We start from the raw sequence: 22,066 nt of genomic DNA, 5'->3' as shown, positions 1-22,066 counted from the left end.
TGTGACGCGCTACGCTTCGCCCGCCCCCAACAACTCGTCCAGGCTCTGCGCATCGAAGATCGCTTCGGCCCACACGCCAATCTGCTCCACATTGGCTTCCTCGACCCGCCGCACCGCCCACTCCGGCAATGGTCCGAAACGCTTGTTCAGCAGGTGTTGCAACAACACCGCCTGGCCCTTCTCCATGCCTTCCTGCAGCCAGCGCTCGCTCCAGGTTTCCGTACGTTCCGCCAACATGGTGCTTACCTCCAGCAAGTTGCTCAGGGGTGGAATACGCCCGCTCGACGTCCGGCGGCGGACCAGTCCGATGATCCATCGGATGATATTGCGGCGCAAGGACGTCTGGTCATCGAGTACCAGCCAGCCACGCAGCTCGTCGATGGCGGCTTTCATCACCTGTGGTGTCTGTGCCTGCTCCAGCCGCATCAGCATGGCCACCAGATTCTGCCGTCCACTCAGCTCGCTGTCCGGGTAGCGGTTTTCATCGATCAGCAGGTACTCGAAGCGCGGCTGGAACGCCTGCAGTCCGGCGGGAGCGGGATGGCACAGATCGCCAAGGCGAGTGGAATGGGGCCAGGGACGCAGGCCGTTGTAGAGCACCAGCGGCAACACCGGCGGCAACCGTCCGTCACGGGTCAGTTGTCCCTGTTTCTCCAGTTGCTGCCAGAACAACCCGACATAGCTCAGCAGACGCAGCGCCATGAAGCGGTCCGGTGTGGACTGGAACTCCAGCAGCAGGTACAGATAGACCCAGTCTTCACGCCCCAACCGCAGTCGCCACACCATGTCCTCATGGCGGCCCTGCATATCCTCGCTGACGTAATGCCCGTTGAGCATTTCCAGGGTGGAGAAATCCACCTGGCCGACCCACTCATGGGGCACGAAACCGAGTAGCAGGTCGCGAACGAACTCTGGGTTGGAAAACAGCAGCTTGTAGCCGACGTCGTGATACTGGGCCATGTCCCTGGTCCTGGGCGATGTGCACAGGCTGGGATGCTGGCAGCTTCGCGATTTCGCTGCTGTGATGCGCCCCGCATTTCTGGCGATTGCAGGGAGAACTGCTTGTCGTACCGAACCGCGCGCCCTTGGGATAAACGCCTAGCGCACTGCCCCCAATCCCAAATGCTCGGCGAACGTCGAGCCGCTGTAGTCGCGACGGAACAGCCCGCGCTCCACCAGCGCCGGCACCAGTTCGTCGAGGCACAAGTGCAGCGACTGCAAGGCGCCCCCCGGCAAGGCGACGAAGCCGTCGATGGCGCCCGCCTGGTGGCGCTGGACGATCTCCTCGACGGCATCCGCCGCCGTGCCGACGACGATCCAGTGCGCGGAGCCGGCGACTTCCGGACGCGCCAGCAGCTCGGCCACGCTCGGTTGCTCGCGGATGACCAGGCGCCGCAGCAGGTCGGCATGGGTGCGGCTGCGCACCTGGCGCGGTGGATCGGGCAGCATCTGTGCGGTCAGGCGCAGGTCCTGTGGCAATTGCCGGACGTCCAGCCCCAGCGCCTCCTGGATAAAGTCATAGCGGCGCCCCAGATTTTGCTGCGCATGGGTCTGCCGGTAGAGTTCGCGGGCCTGCGCGGCAGTCTCGCCGAGGAACAGGCTCAGCCCGGGCAGTACGCGGATATCGCCCGGCTGACGGCCATGGCGCTGGGCACGCTGGCGCAGGTCCTGGCGCAGCTCGACCCCCGCCGCGATATCCGGCGTGGCGGCAAATACCGCGTCAGCGACCCGCGCCGAGAAATCACGCCCAACATCCGAGGCGCCCGCCTGCAGCAACGGGATGCGTGCTGGATGGGCCGGCAGGCCCAGCGGCCCCTGTACATCGAAGAACTGTCCCTGATGGTCGATCGGCCGCACCTGGGCAGCGTCGGCATAGCGCCCGGTTTCGCGATCATGCAGCAACGAGGCATGGGGGTAGCTGTCCCATAGCCGTTGCACCACCTCGGTGAATTCCCGGGCCTTGGCATAGCGCTGCTCGGACGAGGGCATGTGGTGCTCGCCGAAATTGCGATTGCCATCCAGCGCGGTGACGATATTCCAACCCGCGCGCCCTCGGCTGAGCCAGTTCAGCGACTGGATCTGGCGGGCCACCGCATAGGGTGCGTTGAAGGTGGTCGATGCCGTCGAGACCAGCCCGATGTGCGAGGTCTCGCGAGCGATGGCGGCCAGCAGCAGGGTCGGGTCGAGGCTGCTGAAGCCTGGCGAGTGCTCCAGTGCCGCCGAATCGATGAACAGCGAATCCGGACGGAACAGGAAATCCAGTTTCGCCCGCTCGGCGCGCTTCGCGATGTCGATGTAGAAATCGCTGTCGTGGATAGACTCGACCCGGCTGTCGGGGAGGCGCCAGCCATTGCCGCTCAGCCAGGTGGTGGCCAGCGACAGGCCGATGCAGAGTTGCGTCATGGGGGTTTACTCCTGTGCGTCCAGTGTCCGGCTGCTGGCGATCGGCACCAGCATGGGCGTCGCGGTGATCGGGTCGTCGATGACCAGGCAACGAATGGCGAACACCCGTTCGATCAGTTGCGGGGTGAGCACCGTCCGCGGCGGGCCGCTGGCAAGCACCCGGCCATCGCGCATGGCGATGATATGGTCGGCGTAGCGCGCCGCCTGGTTGAGGTCATGCAACACCATCACCAGGGTTCGCCCGCTGTCGCGGTTGAGGCGCCGGCACAGCTCCAGCACTTCCAACTGGTGCGCGATATCCAGGTAGGTGGTCGGCTCGTCGAGCAGCATCAGCGGGGTTTCCTGGGCCAGCGCCATGGCCAGCCAGACCCGCTGTCGCTGGCCGCCGGACAGCTCGTCCACCGGCCGCTCGGCCAGTGACTCGACCTGGGCCTGTTGCATGGCTTCGCGCACCGCCCGCTCATCCTCGCGCGACCACTGGCGCAGCAGACTCTGGTGGGCGAAGCGTCCGCGCGCGACCAGGTCGGCCACGCAGATGCCATGGGGCGCCAGCGCTGACTGCGGCAACAGGCCGAGGCGCCGTGCCACTTCCCGAGAGCCATAGCGGTGGATGTCGCGCCCGTCGAGCAGTACCTGGCCGGACTCCGGCACCAGCAGGCGGGACAGGGCCCGTAACAGGGTCGACTTGCCACAGGCGTTCGGCCCGACGATCACCGTGATCCGCCCACGCGGGATATCCAGGCTCAGGTCACTGGCGATGCGCCGCCCCTCGTAGGCCAGGCACAGTGCCTGCGCACTCAGGGCCGCCTGCGGGAGGTCATCGGTAGCCGTTACCGGAGGCAGCGGCTTGTTCAATTCATGCATGGCATCTCCCGCCAGTCATCGCGTACGTCGGCCCCGGCCCAACAGCCAGAGCAGATAAAGGCCGCCGAGCATGCCGGTCACCCGCCCGATCGGCAGGGTCATGTGCAGGGGCAGCATCTGGATGATCAGGTCCGCCGTCACCAGCAGGCAGGCCCCCATCAGCGCCGCACCGAGCAGCGGCAGGCTGCGCGAACCGTTCAGGCGTGCCGCCAGTTGCGGCGCAGCCAGGGCAACGAAGGCAATCGGCCCGGCGGCGGCGGTGGCCAGCGCCGCCAGCAGCACGGCGTAGGCAACCATCAGCAGGCGGGTGCGCTCGACGGCGATACCAAGCTGGTGCGCCAGGTCGTCGCCCATCTCGATCATGCTCAGGCGTCGCGCCGACAGCGCTGCCAGGGGCACCAGCAGCAACGTGCCGCCCAACACCGGCCAGACGTGCAGCCAGCTCCTGGCGTTCAGCGAGCCGGCCAACCACAGGTTGGCCATCACCGCGTTGTCCAGGTTGCCACGCACCAACAGCAGCCCGTTCAGCGCCGTGAGCACCGAGCCGACGCCGATACCGACCAGCACCAGGCGGTAGCCACCGACCGTACCGCCACGCAACGACAGCAGGTAGACCAGCACAGCCGTCAGCAACCCACCGCCAATAGCAGCCAGGGCCACGGCCAGCCCGCCCTGGCCGAACAGCACGATCTGCATGATCGCCCCGCTCGCCGCCCCCGTGGTGAAGCCGATGATGTCCGGCGAGCCCAGCGGATTGCGCGAAATCGACTGGAAGATGGCACCCGAAGCGCCCAACGCCGCACCAACGAAAATCGCCGTCAGCACCCGCGGCAGGCGAATGTTCAGCACCAGCCGCTGTTCGACGCCGCCACCCTGCCCGAACAGCGCATCGAGCACCTGCCACAGGGTCAACCCACTGCGTCCCTGGCTCAGCGCCAGCAGTGCGCAGACCAGCGTCACCAACAGCAGCAGCGTCCCCACCAGCAATGGCCTCGGCCGCAGCAGGAGGGACAGGCCACCCCGGCGCCAGACGATCGAGTCGCGCCCAGGCCCGTTCATAGCTGCACGATCCGGCGCCGGCGCACCAGCACGACGAAGAACGGCCCGCCGAGCAGCGCCACCATGATACCCACACCGACCTCGCCCGGCGGCGCCACCACCCGGCCAAGGCAGTCGGCCAGCAGCAACAGCGTCGCTGACAGCAACATCGCGCAGGGCAACACCCGGCGATGGTTGGCGCCGCAGAGAAAACGCGCCAGGTGCGGCGCCGTCAGGCCGACGAAGCTGATCGGCCCGGCCGCCGCTGTGGCAGTACCGGCCAGGCCGACGATAACCAGCGCGGCCAGTGCCCAGACCAGCGGAGGATTGGCACCCAGGGCCTTGCCCAGGTCATCGCCGAGGGCCAGGGTATCCAGCACCCTGGCCAACCCCAGCGCCAATAACAGGCCGGCCACCACCAACAACGAAACGGGCACCAACACGGCATGACCACGCCCCTGTAGAGAACCGACGGCCCAATGGCGGAACTGGTCGAACACCGCCTCGTCGCTGTTCAGGGTAATGATCTGGGTCAGCGCCAGCAGCACCACCGACAGCGCCGCGCCGGCCAGCACCACGCGCACCGGGTCGATGCTCTGGCGCAGGCCGCCGAGCAGGTAGACCGCCACCCCAGCCAACGCAGCGCCGGACATGCCGAAGAACAGATGGCCGGCCACGTCGAGCACACCGAAGAACGCCACCGCCACGACCACACCGAGCGCGGCGCCGGCATTCACCCCAAGCAGGCCAGGGTCGGCCAGCGGGTTGCGCGTCAGCGCCTGCATGACCACCCCGGCCACGCCCAGGGCGCAGCCGACCAGCAGCGCCAGCAGCGTGCGCGGCAGACGCAGGTGGCGCACCAGCAGGTGCTCATCGTTGCCAGGGTCGAAGGCGACCAGTGCTTCCCAGGCCACCCCCGGTGCAATCCAGCGGGTGCCGATGCAGACACTGAGCGGTATCAGCACGATCAACAGTGCCAGCCACGGCACCAGGCCGACGGCACGCCAGCGGCCCATAGTCTGTGCCATGGCAAGTCTTGCGCTCATTCGCCGAAACGCTCGCGGATACGCTCGACCAGTTCGCGGGCGCTGTAGTAGTCGATACGGAACGAACTCTCGCCAAGCGCATAGACCTGTCCGCTGCGCACCGACGGCAGGTTCGCCAGCATGGGGTCGCCGAGAAACGCCGCCACCCGCTCCTCGCCGCCGCGCAGCAGAAAGGTGGTCGGCGCGCGCAGTTGCAACAGATGCTCGTACGGTGCCCAGACGAAGTCACCCGGCTTGCCGGCACCAGCATGCCAGGCCGCAGCGGGAGACTCGATGTGCATGCCCAGCGCGCTGAACAGCCGTGCATGCACGCCCGTGGCGGTGGCGACCGGGTTGTTGGTGCCCGGCCCGTTGAAGCTGATGATATTGACCTCGCCCGACGGCAGGCGAAGTTCGCCACGCACCTCGGCGACATAGCGGTCGAACGACTCGATCCGCGCCTGCGCCTGCCGTTCCATGCCGGTGGCTCGCCCGAGAAGGGTGGCCAGCGCCTGCCAGTCCTGGCCGCCGTAGTCGACGATGATGGTCGGCGCGATGGCGCGCAGCTCGGCCAGTTGCTCCAGCGCCGAATCGGCGCCGCTGGCGGACACCACGATCAGGTCCGGCTGGACCGCATAGGCAGCCTCCAGGTCGATGCTGGCGGCGGGCCAGACATTCTCCACACCGCGCGCCTGGGCCACGGCCTGCCAGTGGGTGAAGAAACGCCCATTGGCCGCCGAAGCGCTGGCAACCACAGGTGCGTCCATGGCCAGCAGCGTACCGCTGACCGTGACCGAAGTGGACAGGATGCGGGCGGGCTGGCGGACGATCTCGGTCACGCTGCCATCTGCGTTATCAAAGCGGCGCGGCCAGCCCTCTTCGGCCCAAACCGGCAGGCTTGTCAGTAACAGGGCCAGCAACAGGGCGTATCCCTTCGCTCGCATCGCCGTCACCAACTCATGCGCAGGGTTGCCGCCAGCGTACGCCCGGTGCCATAGCCGCAGGTGGTCACCGAGGTACAGGTGGCCACGTAGCGCTTGTCTTCCAGGTTGCTGCCGTTCAGCGCGACCTGCACCCGGCTGTCGCCGATGCGCCCCAGGTCATAGCGGACCGCCGCGTCCAGCAAGGTATAGGAAGGAATGGCCAGGGTATTGGCCAGGTCGCCGTAGGTCTCGTCGACATGCCGCGCACCAACCGCCAGGCCAAGGCCATCCAGCAGGCCGCCACGGAAGCTGTAGTCCAGCCACAGCGAGCCCATCCAGTCCGGCACGCGGATCATCTGGTTGCCCTCATGGCCGTCGTTGTTGCGCAGCACCTCGGAGTCGAAACGGGTCAGCGCGCCGATGACACTGAACCCCTCCAGCGGCGTGATCCGTCCCTCCAGCTCGACGCCACGCACCTGGACCTCGCCGGACTGCACCTGGAAGCTCTCACCGGCCTGGTTCTGCGGGTCGGCGGTCAGCACGTTCTGCTGGCGCAGGTCATAGGCGGCCAGGGTGAGCATGCCGTCGATGCTGCGTGGCTCGTACTTGATGCCGACTTCCCACTGCTTGCCGGTGACCGGATCGAAGGTGCCACCGCCACGGCGGCTGCCGATCGCCGGCTGGAAGGACTCGGCATAGCTCAGGTAGGGCGCCAGGCCGTTGTCGAACAGATAGGTGACGCCCGCGCGGCCGCTGAAGGCCTCGTTGCGGGTCGTGGTGCGCCGCGAGGTCAGGCGGTCCAGCGAGCTGATATCGGCCCAGTCGTAGCGCCCGCCGAGGGTGAAGTGCCAATTGCCCAGGGCAATCTGGTCCTGCAGGTAGACGCCGGTCTGGCGGTCCGTCTCGTCCGTGGACATCTGGTCGACCAGCACCGAGCCGAAATCGTAGTAGCTGTAGACCGGCTGGTAGATGTCGATGGCGATCGCCGCTGGCGAGACCGAGGCGCCCTTGCGCAGCAGCTCCCATTCGGTGCGCTGCCAGTCCACCCCGCTCAGCAACCGGTGCTCCAGCACGCCGGTGTCGAAGCGCCCTTCCAGGCGAGTGTCGAGGGTCTGCGAATCGGACTCACCGGCACCCTGCACGGCGCGGCGCTGCAACGTGCGCCCATCGGCCATGATGATCGGGTTGAGGCCGGTGGCACCACGCACGCCTTGGGTCAGCGCCACCCGGTAGAGCGAGTCGACATGGGTATAACGCGCACTCTGGGACAGTTTCCAGTCATCGTTCAAGCTGTGCTCGAACGCCCAGCCGGCGGTCCACACGGTGCGGTCGTAGACATTCCAGTCCGGCTCGCCGAGCAGGGTGTCGTTATCGATGTAGCCATCGGCTCCCGGAATCACCGTGCCCTGGTAGGGCAGGAACTGGAAGGTGCTGCCACCGTTGTCCTTCTGGTACAGGCCCAGCAGGGTCAACCGGCTGGCGTCGCCGTTGAACAGGAAGGTCGCACTGGGCGCCAGGAACCACTGCTCATGCTCGGTGTGGTCGACCTGCGTGTCGCCGTCGCCATAGAGGCCGACCAGGCGCCACAGGACATTCTGTCCATCGTTCGCGCCACCGGTGTCGAAGGCCGTCTGGTGGCGACCATGGGCGTCCATCTGCAACTGCAGCACCTGCTCCTGGTCCAGGGTCGGCGTCTTGCTCACCTGGTTGACCATGCCGCCCGGCGCCAGTTGGCCATAGAGCACGCTGGACGGCCCCTTCAGCACCTCGACACGCTCCAGGTTCCAGCTGTTGAAGTTGGTGCGGTTCCAGCTGTTGACCCCATCCGAAGGTCCGCGCATGCCGTCGAGCATGACGTTGCTGCCCCAACTGCCGGCATCGAAGCCACGGATATAAATGTCGTCGACGCGGTTATCGATACCCGAACTCTCGGGCAGCACCCCGGCGTTATAGCGCACCGCCTCGTTCAGGTTTTGCACACCACGCGCATCCATCTCGTCGCGCTCCACCACCGACACTGACTGCGGCGTCTCGATCAGCGGCGTATCGGTCTTGGTCGAGGCGCCGACCGACTGCGCGGAGCGGTAGGCATTCAGGTGGACAGCGTCGATCTCCAGCACAGCCTCCTCGGCCTGGGCGCTGCCCAACGCGGACAGCAGGGCGACGGACAACAACGACAGGCCGGCGGGCGGGCGTCGGGTCGAGCAGGATAGCGGACGAGTGGCAGACACAAGCTTTCTCCTTTGAGAATAAGTCGCTTTACTACCTGCATTTTCTCACTTCACCCGCCGCCAGTCCTTTGCCTGAACGGCAGAAATCTTCGAGCGGGAATCATCCTGACCGTCACAGGCTTTTTCAGAAGCGCACACGAACCTGCTTCGGCGACAGCCCATAGCAGCGCTTGAACGCCGTGGAGAAGTTCGCCGGATTGGCGTAGCCGGCAATCGCTGCCGCCTGGCTCACGCTCACCCCCTCCTGTTCAAGCGCGTGGCGGGCCTGTTGCAGGCGCTCCTGCTGGAGGAATTCGAACACGCTGATGCCGTGTGCCAGGCGAAAGTGCCGCTGCAAGGTGGCCGGCGTGGTGTTCAACTGCCGGGCGAGCTGGTCGATAGTCAACGACTGCGCCGTGTGCTCGCGCAGCCAGGCCTTCAGTTCGTCCATGCGCCGTTGTATCGCCGGACGCAGCGCCGGGCGTATCGGTGCCCGCTCCCCGGCCATGCCGTGATGAGACCAGGCCTCGATGATCAGCTCGATTGCCCGGCTTTCCAGGTACATGCCCAGCAGTTGCGGCAACAGTTGCGGTGGATTGAGCATCTGCTCGGCAATCGCCCGCGCGTGCGACGATGCGCTCCAGCAGGCGGTCGAAAGATGGTGGAGGGTGAAACGCTCGGAGTCCTCCAGGCACACCCGCCCGTCGCCGTACAGCGACTGTTCGAGCCACTGGCGATCCAGCCCGATGCTGATACGCCGCGAGACGTTGCCCTTGCGCACCACCCGGCGGAAGGCCTCCGGCTCCGACATCGCCACCATCGCCGCATTCGACAGGCATGACCGCTTCGCACACCCCGTCGGCGCCTCGAGCCGGACCCGACTGTCGCCATAGGCCACATCGAGCGCCCCCTCCAGCACCATCACGAGGCGCAGGTGGTCGTCCACCAAGCCGTCCTGGGTGGAATCCTCGCTCTCGGCCTCGCAACCGAAGTGAAAACTCAGGCCAGGACGCAAGATCCAGTTCTGTGAAAGGTGCGAAGCCTGTGAACGGCAAGGCTTGGGAGCCAGCCCATGATTGTCGGTTATTCCCACAAGAGACTCCTCTCGGCTTGCTGGAGGTGGCCATCAACGGCGCACGATGCACCAGCAATACATGATGAAGCAGGCAGCGAATCAATCTACATAATAACCATTATCATAAAATCAGGCACACCATCATGCCAACGATGCCAAGCCAGGAGCCTTCGAACATCAAGGGATACAAGGCCGTAGCAGACACAACCACTGCAATAGCAGTGTCCGACTCACATCCCCTGTCACAAACGCGATCCGCTCGGGCAATGCGCAGAGACTGCTTGCCAGACACCTCCGGCCATGACAAACAGGGTCTTTCAGGGCCGGATGCAGCAGGCCCGCCCCCTTGGATGACACAGGAGCAACCTCATGTCCTTCGGACCCCTGATCGACAGCCAGTGGCTGGCCGAACACCTTGGCGAACCCGGCCTGCGGGTGCTGGATGCCAGCGCCTACCTGCCCAACGAAAACCGCGACGCCCAGGCCGAGTTCCACGCCGGGCATATCCCCGGCGCGCGCTTCTTCGACATCGAACACTTCTCCGACCCGGACACCGACCTGCCGCACATGGTCCCCAGCGCCGGGCGCTTCGCCCGGCTGGCGGGCGAGCTGGGTATCGGCAACGATGACCGGGTGGTGGTCTACGACCAGAAGGGCTTGTTCTCCGCCGCCCGCGCCTGGTGGCTGTTCCAGTTGTTCGGTCATGAGCGGGTGGCGGTGCTCGACGGCGGGCTGCCCAAATGGCGCAACGAGGGCCGCGCACTGGAGAGCGGCGCAGCGCCGGCAGCGGTGCCTGCCAGCTTCCACGCCAACCTGCGCGCCGGGCTGCTGCGCGGTGTCGGCGACGTGCGCGCCAACCTCGACAGCCAGGCCGAACAGGTGCTGGATGCCCGCGCCGCCGGACGCTTTTCCGGCGAAGTGGCAGAGCCGCGCCCCGGCCTGGCCAGCGGGCATATCCCCGGCAGCGCGAACCTGCCGTTCGGCGAACTGCTGAATGCCGATGCCACCTTCAAGCCCGCCGAGGAGATGCGCCGCCGGTTCATCGCCGCCGGAGTAGATGGCAGCCGCCCGGTGGTCACCACCTGCGGCAGCGGCATGACCGCCGCCATCCTCAGCCTCGGTCTGAGACTTGCCGGTTTCGCCCCAGGCGCGCTCTACGACGGCTCCTGGGCGGAATGGGGTGGTCGGGCGGAACTGCCCAAGGACAGCACCCGCACCTGACCGCCCGGTCGATCAACGCCAGCTGTAGCTGACCCCGGCGTAGACACCGAAGCCTTCGCCGGGGGTGAAGCGAGCCGCATCGTTGCCGCCGTCATTGAATGCTGGCGTGACACTGCTGGCATAGCGCTCGTCGGTCAGGTTGCGCAGCTCCAGCCAGCCAAGCCAGTCCTGGCGCGGTGCCTGGTAGCCAGCGCGAGCGCCGAACACCTTGTAGCTGCCGGCATAGTGGCTGTTGGAATAGTCCGCTGCGGCGCGCGAAGCCAGTTGCGCATTGAGCGCCAGGTGCCAGCCGCTGTTGTGCTGGTAGCGCAGTTCGCTCTGGTAGAAGTGCTCGGGCAGTCCCGGCAGGCGGTTGTCGCCGAACAGGTCGTCGTCGCGGTAGCGGAAGTTGCTGTAGGTATAGGCCTGGCGCAAACGCAACTGCCCTTGCTCGAAGCGCAGCAGCTCCGAGTCCAGCCCGGCTTCGACGCCCTGGTGGATGGTCGGGCTGGCGTTCGACTCGGCGTTATAGAGGGTCGGGCCATTAGCCAGTTCGACGGTCAGCAACTCGTGGCGCACCCGCGAGTGGTAGTAGGCCAGCTCCCAGGCGCCCAGGGTGGAATCGCCACGGCCGCCAACCTCCAGGGTAGTGGCCGTCTGGTTCTCCAGTTCCACCGGGTTACGGATCATCCCGCTCGCTGCACCGCTGCCAGCGGGGAATTTATCGTTGGAACCCCAGAGCATCGACCAGGCGTGCGGCGCCTCGACCGAGCGGCTGAGGTTACCGAACACCTGCACCGCCGGCGTCATCTGGTAACGCAAGCCCAGGCGTGGCGCGTAGTCCCAGGTGCTCAGGCTCACCGCCGTGCCTTCCTGCGGATAGGTCACTTGCACTTCGCGACGGGTGTAAATGAGGGCCAGGCCGCTGGACAGCCAGAGGTCGGGCGCCAGCTCCAGCTCGTTGGAGAATTGCAGCACCGAATCGGAGCCGTTGTGCTCGTAGTTGCGGGTCTTGGTACCAACCGGGTAGCTGCCGGCGATGCGCACGTACTCCGACGCGCCGCTGTGGGGCAGGAAGACCGTGGCACGCCAGGCCACGGCGCTCTGGCTGTCGCGCCCGAACAACTGGTGCGGCTTGCTGTAACGCAGTGAGGCGCTGGCATCGCTGTACTCCAGCTTCACCCGGTTGGTGGTCTCGTGCAGGTCCATCGGGTAGTCGTGGTAGGCCAGCCCGCCTTCCAGCACGCCACCGTCATCGAAACGCCAGGTGGTCTTGTTCGCCACCCAGGTGCTGCCCGGTTGCGGGCGGTGCGAATCCCTCGCCAGGAACGTCGGGTTGGCCTGACGCGGGTGATGCTTGATCTGTGCCCAGGTCAGGCGCCCCGGTGTTTCATGCTCGGTCTCGCGGTAGCGGAAGTAGAAGCGGGTATCCAGCTTCGGGTTGAATCGGTAGCCGACATTGAACATCACACCCTTGCTGCTGCCGGCGCTCTGCGCCTGGTAGCCGTCGTAGTCGGAGTCGGTCAGTGCCAGGAAGTAATCCGCACCGCCGGCATGCCCGCCACTGCTGACGTGGCGCTTGCGAAAACCATGGCTGCCGGCCTCGTAGCGTAGGGTCAGCGGTGCCGCCGTGTAGCCGGTGGGGCTGATCAGGTCGATGGCGCCACCGAGCGCCAGCGCGCCCTTGTCGAAACCATTGGCGCCGCGCAGGACCTCGGCCCGCTCGATCCACAACGGCTCCTGCAACTCGTAGGGCGTACCGCCGGGGCCGCTCAGCGCCAAACCGTCCAGCAACACGAACACCCCGGAGCCATGGCCGCCCGTGCCCCGGTTGATCCCTGAGCCGCGGATCGACAGCTTGACGCCTTCGTTGCCCGCCGACTGCGCCTGCACGCCAGGCTGGTAGGCCAGCACGTCCTGCAGGTTCGCGGCGCGCCCCGACTGGATGTCCTCGCGCGTGACCAGGTTGGTGCCTCCCGGTACCTGGCGCAGGCTTTCGCGTGCCTGCGCCGCGCTATCCAGTGCCTGTTCGGCGACTTTCACGGAGTCCAGCTCCAGCGAGGCAGCGAACAGGGATGGCGACAACACCCCCAGGGCGGACAGGGTCAACAGGCGGCGAAAGAGCATTGATTATGGTTCCAGCAGCACGAAAGGCGGGCATGATGCCATCGCAGACCGTGACACAGCCACTCTCGACGAGGCCAGCAGGCGTATCCCCGCCGCTTTCCGGCGAACTGTTGCCCACCTGCCGGCGTCTGAACAGGACACAGCCCAGGAGCCCGCCATGACCACTCTCCAGCCCTTTGTCCGACTTATCTGCATCGCCCTGCTGGCCCTGGCCCTCGGTGCCTGCTCCAGCCTCGCACCACGTTCGCCGCTGAACGTGCAAGTTGCCGGCATCCAACCGCTGCCCGGCGAAGGGCTGGAGCTGCGCCTGGCGGTCAAGCTCCGGCTGCAGAACCCCAATGAACAAGCCGTCAGCTACAACGGCGTGGCGCTGGAGCTGGAGGTCAACGGCAAGCGCCTGGCCAGTGGGGTCAGCGACCAGCAGGGACAGATTCCGCGCTTCGGCGAACAGGTGCTGACCGTACCGGTCACGCTGTCAGCGTTCTCGGCGGCCCGCCAGGCCATCGGGCTGGCCAACGCCTCCAGCCTGGACCGCATGCCCTACGTCCTGCGCGGCAAACTGGCGGGCGGATTGTTCGGAACGCGTCATTTCGTCGAACGGGGAACGCTGGACTTTTCCAACATCGGCCAGCCATACAAATAGTGCATGTAAAGCCGCTCTTGTGCTTGACAGCGGCAGTCCGACTCGGCATGATTCGCGGCCTTATTTACTCTGTAATCCTACGTTTTCGAGGAGTCCGACGGTGGCCAACAGCCCTTCCGCCAAAAAACGCGCCATTCAGGCTGAGAAGCGTCGCAGCCACAATGCCAGCCTGCGTTCCATGGTCCGCACCTACATCAAGAATGTAGTCAAGGCCATTGATGCCAAAGACCTGGAAAAAGCCCAGGCCGCCTACACTGCCGCCGTACCGGTCATCGACCGCATGGCCGACAAAGGCATCATTCACAAGAACAAAGCTGCTCGTCACAAGAGCCGCCTGAACGGCCACATCAAGGCACTCGGCGAAGCCGCTGCAGCCTGAGTGATCGTGATGTGAAAAAACCGGCCAAGGCCGGTTTTTTTCGTTTCAGGGAACACCAATCCAAGGAACCACCTCAAGCACTCAACTGCTTGCCATCGCGGTGCATCGCCTCGAACTCCAGCGCTGTCACGGGCTTGCTGAAGTAATAACCCTGGATCTCGTCGCAACCATTCGAGCGCAGGAAGTGGCAGTGCTGCTCGGTCTCCACGCCCTCGGCGATCACCTTGAAATTCAGGTTGTGCGCCAGGGAAATGACCGCACGAACGATCGTCGAATCCTCGGCCTCGACCAGCATGTTGCGCACGAAGGACTGGTCGATCTTCAAGGTGTCCACGCGAAAGCGCTTGAGGTAGCTCAGGCTCGAATAGCCGATGCCGAAGTCATCGATGGACAGCTTCACTCCAATGTCCTTGAGCCGGTCGATGGTGACGGTCACCTTCTCGATATCCTGCGCGATCAGGCTCTCGGTCAACTCAAGCTCCAGCCAGTCCGGCGGAATACCACTCTCCTCGAGTATCCGCGTGACCCAGGCCACCACATCCTGCTGCAGGAATTGCCGCGCCGAGACGTTCACCGCAACGCAGACGGGCGGCAAGCCGGCATCCATCCACGCCCTGGCCTGACGGCAGGCGGCCCTCAGGACCCAGTCGCCAATCGGCACGATCAACCCGGAATCCTCGGCAATCGGAATGAAGTGCCCCGGCGACACCAAGCCAAGTTCCGGGTGATGCCAGCGCAGCAGCGCCTCGCAGCCAATGATCCGACCATGCTCAAGGCTCACCTTGGGCTGGTAGACCAGTTGCAGCTGCCCCGCCGCCGCCGCACCCCTCAGGCAGGTTTCCAGCTCGACCCGGCGCAGGGTCTTCTGGCTCATTTCATGGGTGAAGAACTGATAGGTGCTGCGCCCCAACTCCTTGGAGCGATACATGGCCATGTCGGCGTTGTCGATCAGTTCCGCAGCGGTATCCCCGTCGAACGGGAACAGGCTGACGCCCACGCTGCCTGACAGGTGGATGTCCCGCCCCTGGACGAGCAGCGGCCGGTCGAGCGTATCGACGACCTTGCGTGCCACGACATCGGCATCGCTTGGCTGGTGCAGGTCGGTCAGCAGGATCAGAAACTCGTCGCCCCCCAGCCGGGCAACGGTGTCGCACTCGCGCACCAGCCGCACCAGCCGCTCGCCGGAAGCCTTCAGCACGGCATCGCCGAACAGGTGGCCATAGCCATCGTTGATGATCTTGAAACGGTCGAGATCGAGGTAAAGCAGCGCCAGCACACCACCATTGCGCCGTGAATGCGCAATGGCCTGGGCAATGCGATCCTGGATCAGGTTGCGATTCGGCAAGCCGGTCAGCTCATCATGCATGGCCAGATAGCGAATGCGCTGCTCGCTCTGCTTGCGCTCGGAGATATCATGGCCAACCGCGACGATCACCCCGTCGATGCTGGAAAAAGCCGCCGACCAGAGCAGGTGCACAATCGCGCCGGAGCGATGCAGCAGACGGTTCTCGAAATTGCGCGCCGGACGCCCGCCCAGTATCGAGTCGACCTCATCCTGGGCACGCCCCAGATCACCCGGATGCACCACCGCCTCGAAATGCTGCCCCTCCAGCTCGCCGGGCGCGTACCCCAGCATCGCCTGGGACGCCGCACTGACCTCCAGGAAGAAACCCTGGGCATCCAGCATGCAGATCAGGTCCGGTGAGCTGTCCAGGATGATCGTCTTCATACGCTCCAGCCGGCGCTGCTGGCGGCGGCCCTCGGCGACGTCGAGGGTATGCCGCACCGCCGAGACAAGGCGCGTCAGGTTCTGCTTGAGCAGGTAGTCGTCCGCGCCGAGCTTGATCGTCTCGACCGCGACATCCTCCCCCACGGTGCCCGAGACGACGATGGCCGGAATATCCCGCCCCGACTCCCTCAAGACCCGCAACGTACCCTCGGCGCTGAACGCCGGCAGGCAATAATCGGCCAGCACGATATCCCACGCATCGCCATGCAGCGCCTGCAGCAGGTCATCCTCGGTATCGACGCGCAGGGCATGCAGATCGTAACCGCCCGCCCTCAATACTTCCTGCACGAGGAGCGCATCGTCCTCGCTGTCTTCGACCATGAGTGCACGAAGGATGGGGGCCATGGCGGTTTACCTTCCAGAGGGCTTTTCGTTGAGCAGCAACCAGTACAACCCCAGCTGACGCACCGCACCGAGGAACTCGGCGAAATTGACCGGTTTGCGCACATAACTGTTGCAGCCCAGGCTGTAGCTGTCGATCAGATCCTGCTCCTCGCGCGAGGATGTCAGGATCACCACCGGCAGGAATTTCGTGCGCTCGTCGGTACGGATGCGTCGCAGCACCTCCAACCCATCCACTTTCGGCAGCTTGAGATCGAGCAGGATGACCGCGGGATCGATGCTGCCACCCTGATCATCCGGTCCGAACAGCAGGTCGAGCGCCTCGACACCATCGCGCGCGACAGTAATGGCATTGGAAATATGGTTCTGCTCGAACGCGAGCAGGGTCAGCTCTTCGTCGTCCGGATTGTCTTCGACGAGGAGGATGGTCTTGGTGTTCATGGCTCGGGTCGCTCAAGAGAAAACTGAAAGGTCGCCCCCTTGCCCAGTTCGGCATGGGCCTGGATATAGCCACCGTGGCGGTTGATGATGCGCTTGACCGTGGCCAGGCCGATACCGGTACCCGGAAACTCCGCGTCACGGTGCAGCCGCTGGAATGCCCCGAAGAGCTTGCCGGCGTAGCGCATGTCGAATCCGGCGCCATTGTCGCGCACGACCAGCACGGGCAGACCGTTGTCATCGACCATGGAAACGAAGGCAATGCGGGCGCCCGGCGTCTTCGAGGTGAACTTCCAGGCATTGCCCAGCAGATTCTCCAGCATCACCCGCAGCAGCCGGGTATCACCCTCGACATACAGGTCGTCCTCGATGGTCACCTCGACCTGCCGCTCGGGCGCACTCTCCCTGAGGCTGGCAATGACATCCTGCGCCAAGGCACTCAGGTTGACCCTCTGGCGATGCATCTCGTCGCGGGAAACCCGCGAGAGCTTGAGCAGGTCGTCGATCAACTCGCCCATGCGATGGGTAGCGGCCTGCACTCGCCCAAGGTAGTTGCGCGCCTTCTCGTCGAGGCTACTGGCGTAGTTATTGACCAGAATCTCGGAAAAGCCGGCGATCCCGCGCAAGGGCGCGCGCAAATCGTGCGACACCGCATGGCAGAAGGACTCCAGCTCCTGATTGATGGCCCGCAGCTCTGCCGTACGCTCGACCACCCGGCGCTCGAGTTCAGCATTGAAGGCCAGCAGGCGAGCCTGGGCCTGCTCGCGCTCGGTGATGTCATTGAGGACAAAGGTCCGAACCGTCCGCGCATCCTGTGTGAATGTGACGAGCCGCAGCTCGGCATCGAACGCGCCCTGCGCCCCGACAAACCGAAAAGTGCCCGTCTCCGTCGTCGCCAGGATGGCCGCCCAGTCGGCCGCCCCCTCGGGCGAACGCAACAGGGCATCGACAGGCTGCTCCAGCACCTCGTCACGCGACAGGCCGAACAATTGTTCGGCCGCACGGTTCCACTCGATGATCCGGCGCTGTTCATCCAGGCTGAAGATCGCTGCCGAGGTGAAATCGAACAACGCCCCCTTCAAGGCCAGCGATGCCAGTTGCTGCTCCCTGACCTGAGCCTCCTGACGCACGGCCACGGCCATATGATCGAGCGCGTCGCCAAGCAACTGGGTCTCACGGAAGCCATCGACGCGCGCCCCAGCCGTCGCCAGAGGGCCCGGATCGTTATTGGCGATACGCCCTACCCGCCGCCCCAGCTCGACCAGCGGACGCCCGAAACGGCGCGTCACCCGGATCGAAACCAGCACCAGCCCCAGCACGAGCGCCACACCCATGCCCAGCACCTGATACAACTGCTGCCGCAACGGCGCCTCGATAAAAGGCGCCGTGCGCGAAGCGACCACCAACCAGGAAACCCCGCCCTTGAGTTCCATGCGTCGGGCCGCGACCCAGCGCTGCTCGCCATCCAGCTCCATGCGATCGACGAAGGCACCTTCCGAAGCACGGCTGGCCAGAGCAGCAAGCTCTGGGGAAAGCGGCAAAGGCTTCAGCGCGACACCCGGACCACCGATGGAACGAGGCTCCGCCCCCAGCTCTACGATCTGCAACCGGGTGCTGTACTCGGACGAGAGCGTCCGCAGGAAGCTGTTGAGGGCCGCTATGTCGAAGTCGCTGTCGAGCACGCCGAGCAATCCGCCAGCATCGTCATACAACGGCTTTACATAACTGAAGCCCCAGCGCTCCCCCGTACTGTTGGAGTGAATGATCCATGGGTAGACAGGCATCCAGAGTCCCTCGGTCGAGCCGGACAAGGCAGCCTGGTAGAAAGGGCGCGTGCGAGGGTCATAGCCGTCGGTGGGATAGGTATCGCGTGCGACGAACCCCTCACCCTGCAGGATAAAGGTGCGAACGACCGCGCCTTCGGTACGGGCACCGGGAAACAACCAGAGAAACACCTCACCCGCAGCCGTGCGCTCCAGGGTGCCGTAGTCTCCGTCTCCCGGCAGGACGACGCCGAGATAGCTCAACTCCGGCCGCTGCTCGAACGCGGCCAGGGCATTTTCCAGGGTCGGCCGCAGGGTTTCCACGCTCACGGGAGTCGTTCGAGCAATGCGCTCCGTTGTCTCGACCGTCATTTCCGCGGCGCGTATCAGAATCTGCAACCGCCCCATCGTCTTGTGCAGCGTTTCGCCGATCACCTGGCGAGCCGCTTCTTCGGTGCTGGCAGTCCCCTGCCAGAGCATGGCCACCAGCAGTATCAGCCCGAGCGCAGTCACCAACCCGGCGACACTGGAAACCAGGGCGCGAGTGAACGAAGGCGCTGACCGCCTGCCGGCATCTTCTACGTGAACGACTCCCTCGCCTGCCATCGGTTCCTGCTCCGGCAACGTCACCCTGCTCGACCGTTCCAACGGCCAAATAAATCCAAGTCGCGTAGATTGGAAGCATTTCTCGCGCAGATCAAGCACCGCCATGTCCCACTGAATTCCTTCAGCGCAATGGACATACCCAGGCATTACACGACTTCGGGATGACAACACATGCGGCAGGCGGTCTGCCAAGGCATTTCAGCGATGCACAGAACGAGATGGAGGTGGCAATAGCCCTGTGCGAGCGGATCAGTCCCAGGGCAGGATTGGAATGGCCGTCACCGCATTCTGCGGGCTACCTTCGATGACACGGTCGCTATAGGCCAGGTAGACCAGCGTATTGCGCGCCTGGTCATGGAAACGCACCACTTGCAGGCTCTTGAAGACCAGTGAGGTGCGCTCCTTGAACACTTCCTCACCCTCTTTCAGCGGCGCCTTGAAACGAATGGGGCCGACCTGCCGGCAGGCAACGGACACCTCGGCACGATCCTCGGCCAGGCCGACACCACCCTTGATGCCGCCGGTCTTCGCTCGCGAGAGGTAACAGGTGACACCTTCGACCTTGGGATCATCGAAGGCCTCGACCACGATCTTGTCGTTCGGCCCCAGCCACTTGAACACGGTGGAGACCTCGCCGATCCGCTCGGCCCAGGCCCCCTGCGAAACACCCAGCGCCAGCAACAACCCAAACAGGCAGCGTCCCATGTTCACCTCAGATGATGACCATATTGTCGCGATGAATAAGCTCCGGGTCGTCGACATAACCCAACAGGGCTTCGATCTCGTCGGAGGAATGCCCACTGATGCGGCGCGCCTCGGCAGCACTGTAGTTGGCCAGGCCATGCGCAACTTCGGTACCGTCCGGCCCCACGCAGACCACCATCTCCCCGCGCCGGAACGATCCCTCGACGGCCTTGACGCCCACCGCCAGCAGGCTGCGGTGCCCCTGCCGTAGCGCGCTCACCGCACCTGCGTCCAGCACCAGCGTGCCGCGCGTCTGCAGGTGACCGGCCAACCATTGCTTGCGGGCGGCATGCCGCTCGCGCTCAGGCGTCAGCAGCGTGCCCAGGCGCTCTCCCGCCTTGAGCCGGGCCAGCACCTGCTCGATACGCCCACCGACAATGATCGTATGCGCCCCGGAACGGGCGGCAAGGCGTGCCGCGCGCAGCTTGGTCTGCATCCCACCACGGCCCAGCGCACCACCGGTACCGCCCGCCACCGCGTCGAGCGCCGAATCATCGGCACGTGCTTCGCTGATAAGCGTCGCATCCGGGTTGTGCCTGGGGTCGGCATCGAACATGCCGTCACGGTCGGTAAGGATGACCAGCAGGTCCGCCTCCACCAGGTTGGCCACCAGCGCCGCCAGCGTATCGTTGTCACCAAAGCGGATCTCATCGGTGACCACGGTGTCGTTCTCGTTGATCACCGGCACCACACCGAGGTCGACCAGGGTGCGCAGGGTGCTGCGGGCATTGAGATAACGCTTGCGGTCGGAAAGGTCATCGTGGGTCAGGAGGATCTGCGCAGTCTGCTGGGCACAACGGCCAAAGCTGGCCTCCCAGGCCTGCACCAGCCCCATCTGCCCGACGGCGGCAGCGGCCTGCAACTCATGCACTGCCTTCGGTCGCTCGGCCCAGCCGAGACGGCTCATGCCGGCGGCAACCGCCCCGGAAGACACCAGCACCAGTTCGACACCGGCGGCACGCAAGGCCACCATCTGCTCGACCCAGACTGCCATCGCAGCCTGGTCCAGGCCACGCCCATCCGCCGTCAGCAAAGCGCTGCCGATCTTCACCACCCAGCGCCGCGCACCACTCACCTTGTCCCGCATCGCCCCAGCCTTATATCCGGCAACTCAACGAACGGCCCCGCGAGGGCCGGCCCCGACCCACGATATCAGCGGACGTAGAAAATCTCCGCGCCGCCCTCATCGTCGTCGTCATCGAAATCATCGTCATCCTCGAACGCATCACCCACGGCCTTGACGCCGGTGCGACGCAACGCACGCTGGTCATCGAGTTCCTGCAAGCGCGCCCTGGCCTCATCCTCGATCTGCTGGTCGAGTTCGGCCAGCGACTCGGCATAGGCAGGCTCCTCGGCGATACGCTCCTGACGCTCGTCAAGATAGCGCATGATCGCCTGGCTCAGCGCCTCGGTGCCCTCGCTCTCCAGGGCAGAGATGACGAACACCGGCCCCGTCCACTCCAGGCGCTCGACGACATGCCGCAGGCGCTCCTCGCGCTCCTCGTCGAGTATCTGGTCGGCCTTGTTCAACACCAGCCAGCGCTCGCGCTGGGCCAGTGCCGGACTGAACTTCTCCAGCTCGCGCAGGATCACTTCCGCCGCATCGGCCGGATCGCTCTCATCCAGCGGCGCCATGTCCACGAGGTGCAGCAGCAGGCGGGTACGCGCCAGGTGCTTGAGGAAACGAATACCGAGGCCAGCACCCTCGGCGGCACCCTCGATCAACCCCGGGATGTCGGCGATGACGAAGCTCTTGTAGCGCCCGACACTGACCACGCCAAGGTTCGGCACCAGCGTCGTGAACGGATAATCCGCGACCTTCGGCTTGGCCGCCGACACAGAACGGATAAAGGTGCTCTTGCCGGCATTCGGCAGGCCCAGCAGACCGACATCGGCCAACACCTTCAGCTCCAGCTTCAGGTCGCGCGCATCGCCCGGCTTGCCTGGCGTCGTCTGGCGCGGAGCGCGGTTGGTGCTGGACTTGAAGCGGGTGTTGCCCAGGCCGTGCCAACCACCCTGCGCGACCAGCAGCTTCTGCCCGGCTACCGTGAGATCACCAATCACGTCCTGGGTCGCAGCATCGATCACCGTGGTGCCGACGGGCACCGGCAGCAACAGGTCATCGCCTTTCGCCCCCGTGCACTCGGTGCTGCCACCCTTCTCGCCGTTACGCGCCATGAAGCGGCGTGTGTAGCGATAATCGACCAGGGTATTGAGGTTCTCGTCAGCGACCAGGTACACCGAGCCGCCATCACCGCCGTCACCACCGTTGGGGCCACCCTTCTCGATGAACTTCTCGCGCCGGAAGCTCATCATGCCGTTACCGCCGTCACCGGCCTTTACAAAAATGGATACTTCATCGACGAATTTCATGGAAAGCGCCTCCCGCCAAAGGACGGGCCGAAAGAAACAGGAAACATAAGGATCTTGCAAACCCCGGCATGTCCACCCCGGATACCCCAGGGCACATGCGACTCCGACAGATGAGCGCCAGGCC

Annotated in this window: 18 protein-coding genes; 3 read left to right on the top strand and 15 right to left on the bottom strand. The window is 65.2% G+C overall.

Going from position 1 to position 22,066, the window contains the following annotated elements:
• Positions 1–9: 9 nt before the first annotated feature.
• The 8 genes from HW090_RS13050 to HW090_RS13015 all read right to left on the bottom strand — a co-directional run bounded on the left by HW090_RS13050 (position 10) and on the right by HW090_RS13015 (position 9,478).
• Entirely contained in the window at positions 10–960 is a 951-nt protein-coding gene (locus HW090_RS13050) for an Rpn family recombination-promoting nuclease/putative transposase (RefSeq protein WP_179113934.1), read from the bottom strand.
• Positions 961–1,098: 138 nt separating this feature from the next.
• Entirely contained in the window at positions 1,099–2,403 is a 1,305-nt protein-coding gene (locus HW090_RS13045) for an NtaA/DmoA family FMN-dependent monooxygenase (RefSeq protein ID WP_179113933.1), read from the bottom strand.
• Between the two features lie 6 nt (positions 2,404–2,409).
• Positions 2,410–3,267: an ABC transporter ATP-binding protein gene (locus tag HW090_RS13040; RefSeq protein WP_179113932.1), complete on the bottom strand. Its 858-nt coding sequence runs from the start codon at positions 3,265–3,267 to the stop codon at positions 2,410–2,412.
• A 15-nt stretch (positions 3,268–3,282) separates the two neighbouring features.
• Positions 3,283–4,326, bottom strand: a complete 1,044-nt coding sequence (locus tag HW090_RS13035) for an iron chelate uptake ABC transporter family permease subunit (protein ID WP_179113931.1) — start codon at positions 4,324–4,326, stop codon at positions 3,283–3,285.
• Positions 4,323–5,333 (bottom strand): iron ABC transporter permease, encoded by a 1,011-nt coding sequence (locus tag HW090_RS13030; protein ID WP_179113930.1) that lies wholly within the window; start codon positions 5,331–5,333, stop codon positions 4,323–4,325. Before HW090_RS13030 ends, HW090_RS13035 begins: the two co-directional genes overlap by 4 nt.
• Positions 5,334–5,347: 14 nt before the next feature.
• Positions 5,348–6,274 (bottom strand): Fe2+-enterobactin ABC transporter substrate-binding protein, encoded by a 927-nt coding sequence (gene fepB / locus HW090_RS13025; protein WP_179113929.1) that lies wholly within the window; start codon positions 6,272–6,274, stop codon positions 5,348–5,350.
• Between the two features lie 5 nt (positions 6,275–6,279).
• Positions 6,280–8,484, bottom strand: a complete 2,205-nt coding sequence (locus HW090_RS13020) for a TonB-dependent siderophore receptor (RefSeq protein WP_218673537.1) — start codon at positions 8,482–8,484, stop codon at positions 6,280–6,282.
• A gap of 124 nt (positions 8,485–8,608) precedes the next feature.
• Positions 8,609–9,478 carry an AraC family transcriptional regulator gene (locus HW090_RS13015; protein ID WP_179113927.1) on the bottom strand — a complete coding sequence of 290 codons (870 nt, stop codon included), beginning with the start codon at positions 9,476–9,478 and terminating at the stop codon, positions 8,609–8,611.
• 429 nt (positions 9,479–9,907) lie between these two features.
• Here HW090_RS13015 and sseA point away from each other — a divergent pair, with 429 nt between their 5' ends.
• A complete protein-coding gene (sseA, locus tag HW090_RS13010) occupies positions 9,908–10,759 on the top strand; it encodes a 3-mercaptopyruvate sulfurtransferase (protein WP_179113926.1) in 852 nt (283 codons plus the stop codon).
• Positions 10,760–10,771: 12 nt separating this feature from the next.
• Here sseA and HW090_RS13005 read toward each other — a convergent pair whose 3' ends face one another.
• Positions 10,772–12,865: a TonB-dependent receptor domain-containing protein gene (locus tag HW090_RS13005; protein ID WP_179113925.1), complete on the bottom strand. Its 2,094-nt coding sequence runs from the start codon at positions 12,863–12,865 to the stop codon at positions 10,772–10,774.
• A gap of 157 nt (positions 12,866–13,022) precedes the next feature.
• On the opposite strand from HW090_RS13005, the gene HW090_RS13000 reads away from it, so the two are divergent.
• Positions 13,023–13,508: an LEA type 2 family protein gene (locus tag HW090_RS13000; RefSeq protein WP_179113924.1), complete on the top strand. Its 486-nt coding sequence runs from the start codon at positions 13,023–13,025 to the stop codon at positions 13,506–13,508.
• Positions 13,509–13,608: 100 nt separating this feature from the next.
• The gene (gene rpsT, locus HW090_RS12995) at positions 13,609–13,887 is read left to right on the top strand and encodes a 30S ribosomal protein S20 (RefSeq protein WP_131185814.1); all 279 of its coding nucleotides are present in this window, start codon (positions 13,609–13,611) and stop codon (positions 13,885–13,887) included.
• Between the two features lie 73 nt (positions 13,888–13,960).
• On the opposite strand, the gene HW090_RS12990 is transcribed toward rpsT, so the two are convergent.
• The 6 genes from HW090_RS12990 to cgtA all read right to left on the bottom strand — a co-directional run bounded on the left by HW090_RS12990 (position 13,961) and on the right by cgtA (position 21,942).
• The gene (locus tag HW090_RS12990; RefSeq protein ID WP_179113923.1) at positions 13,961–16,021 is read right to left on the bottom strand and encodes a bifunctional diguanylate cyclase/phosphodiesterase; all 2,061 of its coding nucleotides are present in this window, start codon (positions 16,019–16,021) and stop codon (positions 13,961–13,963) included.
• A 6-nt stretch (positions 16,022–16,027) separates the two neighbouring features.
• Positions 16,028–16,459 (bottom strand): response regulator, encoded by a 432-nt coding sequence (locus HW090_RS12985; RefSeq protein ID WP_179113922.1) that lies wholly within the window; start codon positions 16,457–16,459, stop codon positions 16,028–16,030.
• Positions 16,456–18,825, bottom strand: coding sequence for an ATP-binding protein (locus tag HW090_RS12980; protein WP_179113921.1), 2,370 nt, complete (start codon positions 18,823–18,825; stop codon positions 16,456–16,458). The genes HW090_RS12985 and HW090_RS12980 overlap by 4 nt, the downstream gene beginning before the upstream one ends.
• Before the next feature lie 249 nt (positions 18,826–19,074).
• Complete coding sequence (locus HW090_RS12975; protein ID WP_179113919.1) at positions 19,075–19,530, bottom strand: CreA family protein; 456 nt, start codon at positions 19,528–19,530, stop codon at positions 19,075–19,077.
• 7 nt (positions 19,531–19,537) lie between these two features.
• Positions 19,538–20,656, bottom strand: a complete 1,119-nt coding sequence (proB, locus tag HW090_RS12970; RefSeq protein ID WP_179113918.1) for a glutamate 5-kinase — start codon at positions 20,654–20,656, stop codon at positions 19,538–19,540.
• A gap of 65 nt (positions 20,657–20,721) precedes the next feature.
• Positions 20,722–21,942 (bottom strand): Obg family GTPase CgtA, encoded by a 1,221-nt coding sequence (gene cgtA / locus HW090_RS12965; RefSeq protein WP_179113917.1) that lies wholly within the window; start codon positions 21,940–21,942, stop codon positions 20,722–20,724.
• Positions 21,943–22,066 lie beyond the last annotated feature (124 nt).

Source organism: Pseudomonas sp. ABC1 (assembly GCF_013395055.1).
In the GTDB taxonomy this organism is placed as follows: domain Bacteria; phylum Pseudomonadota; class Gammaproteobacteria; order Pseudomonadales; family Pseudomonadaceae; genus Stutzerimonas.
The sequence above is the reverse complement of the archived record's forward strand: the minus strand, read 5'-3'. Positions and strand labels throughout refer to the sequence as shown.